Source organism: Methylothermus subterraneus, from assembly GCF_054656915.1.
This window is the reverse complement of record NZ_BAAHXK010000023.1, coordinates 1-4590: the sequence shown is the minus strand read 5'-3', so window position 1 is coordinate 4590 and position 4590 is coordinate 1. Positions and strand designations below refer to the sequence as shown.

At 57.2% G+C, this 4590-nt stretch carries 2 tRNA genes and 3 rRNA genes; all 5 read left to right on the top strand.

From position 1 onward, the window contains the following. Positions 1–849: ribosomal RNA gene (locus tag ACYQ3M_RS11470) — 16S ribosomal RNA — on the top strand; the annotation flags it as partial. 65 nt (positions 850–914) lie between these two features. Beyond that, positions 915–991: transfer RNA gene (locus ACYQ3M_RS11465), tRNA-Ile, on the top strand. A 5-nt stretch (positions 992–996) separates the two neighbouring features. Further along, a tRNA-Ala gene (locus ACYQ3M_RS11460) sits at positions 997–1069 on the top strand. A gap of 60 nt (positions 1070–1129) precedes the next feature. Continuing rightward, positions 1130–4433 (top strand): 23S ribosomal RNA (locus ACYQ3M_RS11455). Positions 4434–4475: 42 nt separating this feature from the next. Further along, a 5S ribosomal RNA gene (gene rrf, locus ACYQ3M_RS11450) occupies positions 4476–4586 on the top strand. The last annotated feature ends 4 nt before the right edge of the window (positions 4587–4590 follow it).

The window sequence follows — 4590 nt, the reverse complement described above, 5'->3', positions numbered from 1 at the left end:
TAGATATCGGGAGGAACACCGGTGGCGAAGGCGGCCACCTGGACCGAGACTGACGCTGAGGGACGAAAGCGTGGGGAGCAAACAGGATTAGATACCCTGGTAGTCCACGCCCTAAACGATGTCGACTGGCCGTTGGGAAGGTTTGACTTTTCAGTGGCGAAGCTAACGCGTTAAGTCGACCGCCTGGGGAGTACGGCCGCAAGGTTAAAACTCAAATGAATTGACGGGGGCCCGCACAAGCGGTGGAGCATGTGGTTTAATTCGATGCAACGCGAAGAACCTTACCTGCCCTTGACATGCCGCGGACCCTGGAGAGATCTGGGGGTGCCCGTTTGGGAACGCGGACACAGGTGCTGCATGGCTGTCGTCAGCTCGTGTCGTGAGATGTTGGGTTAAGTCCCGTAACGAGCGCAACCCTTGTCCTTAGTTGCCAGCGGTTTGGCCGGGCACTCTAAGGAGACTGCCGGCGATAAGCCGGAGGAAGGCGGGGATGACGTCAAGTCCTCATGGCCCTGATGGGCAGGGCGACACACGTGCTACAATGGCCGGTACAGAGGGTTGCCAAGCCGTGAGGTGGAGCCAATCCCTACAAAGCCGGTCGTAGTTCGGATTGGAGTCTGCAACTCGACTCCATGAAGCCGGAATCGCTAGTAATCGCGGATCAGCCATGCCGCGGTGAATACGTTCCCGGGCCTTGTACACACCGCCCGTCACACCATGGGAGTCGGCGGCACCAGAAGCCGGTGGTCTAACCCGCGAGGGGGGATGCCGTCCACGGTGTGGTCGATGACTGGGGTGAAGTCGTAACAAGGTAGCCGTACCGGAAGGTGCGGCTGGATCACCTCCTTTCTGGAGAAGCCTAAGTGGCTTGGCAAGAGCCCACACGGATGGTTCGAGGGTTGTTCCTGGGGTTTGGGTCTGTAGCTCAGGTGGTGAGAGCGCACCCCTGATAAGGGTGAGGTCGGAGGTTCAACTCCTCCCAGACCCACCAGGGTTGGGGCCATAGCTCAGTTGGGAGAGCGCCTGTTTTGCACGCAGGAGGTCGGGAGTTCGATTCTCCCTGGCTCCATAGGAGTTCTTTAACAAGTTGGGAAAGCGGTAACACTGTAGAGACTCTTTTAGGTTATAGGGTCAAGCGAGCAAGCGCCTACGGTGGATGCCTTGGCGGTAGGAGGCGAAGAAGGACGTGGCAGCCTGCGAAAAGCCTCGGGGAGCTGGCAAGCAAGCGTTGATCCGGGGGTATCCGAATGGGGAAACCCACCTGCGGTAAGGCAGGTATCCGCTTCTGAATTCATAGGGAGCGGAGGCGAACCTGGGGAACTGAAACATCTCAGTACCCAGAGGAAAAGAAATCAACCGAGATTCCCCAAGTAGCGGTGAGCGAACGGGGAGGAGCCTGGCACGATTTAGCTTTTGCTCTAGGGGAACGGTCTGGAAAGGCCGACCAAAGAGGGTGACAGTCCCGTACCCGAAAGGGCGAAAGTGGAACTAAGCGTGCGGACAAGTAGGGCGGGACACGTGGAATCCTGTCCGAAGAGGGGGGGCCCACCCTCCAAGGCTAAATACTCCCTACCGACCGATAGTGAACCAGTACCGTGAGGGAAAGGCGAAAAGAACCCCGGAGAGGGGAGTGAAATAGAACCTGAAACCGTAGGCGTACAAGCAGTCGGAGCCTGGCTTTGGCCGGGTGACGGCGTACCTTTTGTATAATGGGTCAGCGAGTTACTGGGAGTGGCGAGGTTAACCGGGTAGGGGAGCCGTAGGGAAACCGAGTCCGAAGAGGGCGAAAAGTCGCTTCCAGTAGACCCGAAACCGGGCGATCTACCCATGGCCAGGGTGAAAGTGGGGTAATGCCCGCTGGAGGCCCGAACCGGTTACTGTTGCAAAAGTATCGGATGAGCTGTGGGTAGGAGTGAAAGGCTAAACAAGCTCGGAGATAGCTGGTTCTCCCCGAAAGCTATTGAGGTAGTGCCTTGGGTGGTCACTTTAGGGGGTAGAGCACTGTTTGGGTTGGGGGCCTCGTCAAGGGGTACCTCGCTCAGGCAAACTCCGAATACCTAAAAGTGCAGCTCAGGAGACAGACGGCGGGTGATAAGGTCCGTCGTCGAGAGGGAAACAGCCCAGACCGCCAGCTAAGGTCCCCAAATCACGCTTAAGTGGGAAACGATGTGGGAAGGCGAAGACAGCCAGGAGGTTGGCTTAGAAGCAGCCATCCTTTAAAGAAAGCGTAATAGCTCACTGGTCGAGTCGGCCTGCGCGGAAGATCCAACGGGGCTTAAAGCGTGTACCGAAGCTGCGGGAGTCAGGTAACAGACTACAGGTCTCAGGAAACAGGTGAAAGAAGCCAGGGGATTTGAGGATTTGGAAGTTTTTCAGAGAGCCTATAAGGTCTTTCTCGAGATTCATCGAATGACTCTGGATATGCCCAAGATCGAACAATATGGCTTAGCAGACCAATTGCGCAGAGCAAGCAAATCCGTTGCCGTGAATATAGCTGAAGGCTCAAGGCGGAATTTGGCCGCTACCTTCAGGTGGCGATAGGGTCGTCGGATGAGATGCGGGTGTGGCTAAGATATTGTTTGGATTTAGGGTACATCACTGAAGATGAATGGCATCGGTGGCGTGATGAATATCACGCGATCAGCAAGATGCTCAATGGGTTATACAAAGCGATTGTCTGATTCCTGTTGCCTGCAGTCTGTTACCTGACTCGGTAGGGGAGCGTTCCGTAAGCCGGTGAAGGCGGCTTGAGAAGGCCGCTGGAGGTATCGGAAGTGCGAATGCTGACATGAGTAACGAGAAAGGGGGTGAAAATCCCCCTCGCCGAAAGCCCAAGGTTTCCTGCGCAACGCTCATCGGCGCAGGGTTAGTCGGCACCTAAGGCGAGGCCGAAAGGCGTAGTCGATGGCAAACCGGTTAATATTCCGGTACCTCTTAGGACTGCGATGGGGGGACGAAGGCGGGAAGGCGCAGCCGGGTGACGGACATCCCGGTCTAAGCGGGTAGGAGGTCGCTCTAGGCAAATCCGGAGCGGCGATAACTCCGAGACGTGATGGGGAAGCCTTTTTGGCGAACTGCGCTGGCGAGCCTTCCAAGAAAAGCCTCTAAGCGTTCAGGTCCTAAGGGGCCGTACCAAAACCGACACAGGTGGGCGGGGTGAAGATCCTAAGGCGCTTGAGAGAACCCGGGTGAAGGAACTAGGCAAAATGACACCGTAACTTCGGGAGAAGGTGTGCCTGCTCTAGGTGAAAGGGCTTGCCCCTGGAGCCGAAGCAGGTCGCAGAGAAATGGGGGCTGCGACTGTTTACCAAAAACACAGCACTCTGCTAACGCGTAAGCGGACGTATAGGGTGTGACGCCTGCCCGGTGCCGGAAGGTTAAGGGATGGGGTTAGCCGCGAGGCGAAGCTCCTGAACGAAGCCCCGGTAAACGGCGGCCGTAACTATAACGGTCCTAAGGTAGCGAAATTCCTTGTCGGGTAAGTTCCGACCTGCACGAATGGCGTAACGACAGCCCTACTGTCTCCATCCGGGACTCAGTGAAGTTGAACTCGCTGTGAAGATGCAGTGTACCTGCGGCAAGACGGAAAGACCCCGTGAACCTTTACTACAGCTTTACGCTGGATGCTGGGCTTGCCTGTGTAGGATAGGTGGGAGGCGAAGAAGGAGGGACGCCAGTTCCTCTGGAGCCGTCCTTGAAATACCACCCTGGTGAGTCTGGCGTTCTAACCTAGGAAAGTGATCCTTTCCGGGGACAGCGTATGGTGGGTAGTTTGACTGGGGCGGTCTCCTCCTAAAGGGTAACGGAGGAGCACGAAGGTACCCTCAGCGCGGTCGGAAATCGCGCAGTGCGTGCAAGGGCATAAGGGTGCTTGACTGCGAGACCGACGGGTCGAGCAGGTGCGAAAGCAGGTCCTAGTGATCCGGTGGCGCTTCGTGGAAGGGCCATCGCTCAACGGATAAAAGGTACTCCGGGGATAACAGGCTGATACCCCCCAAGAGTTCACATCGACGGGGGTGTTTGGCACCTCGATGTCGGCTCATCACATCCTGGGGCTGAAGCCGGTCCCAAGGGTATGGCTGTTCGCCATTTAAAGTGGTACGCGAGCTGGGTTCAGAACGTCGTGAGACAGTTCGGTCCCTATCTGCCGCAGGCGTTGGAGACTTGAGGGGAGCTGCTCCTAGTACGAGAGGACCGGAGTGGACGGACCTCTGGTGTGCCGGTTGTTGCGCCCGCAGCATCGCCGGGTAGCTATGTCCGGACGGGATAACCGCTGAAAGCATCTAAGCGGGAAGCCCCCCCCAAGATGAGGTCTCCCCGGATCGTCCAGATCCCTCAAGGGCCCTGGAAGACGACCAGGTCGATAGGCCGGAGGTGGAAGCGCCGTAAGGCGTGAAGCTGACCGGTACTAATGGCCCGTGAGGCTTGACCCTATAACCTAAAAGGGTTTTATACCGCACCCAACCCCTTTTCTGCCTGGTGGCCATAGAGCGTCGGAACCACCCGATCCCATCCCGAACTCGGAAGTGAAACGACGCCTCGCCAATGATAGTGGGAATCCCCGCGAAAGTAGGTCACCACCAGGCACCC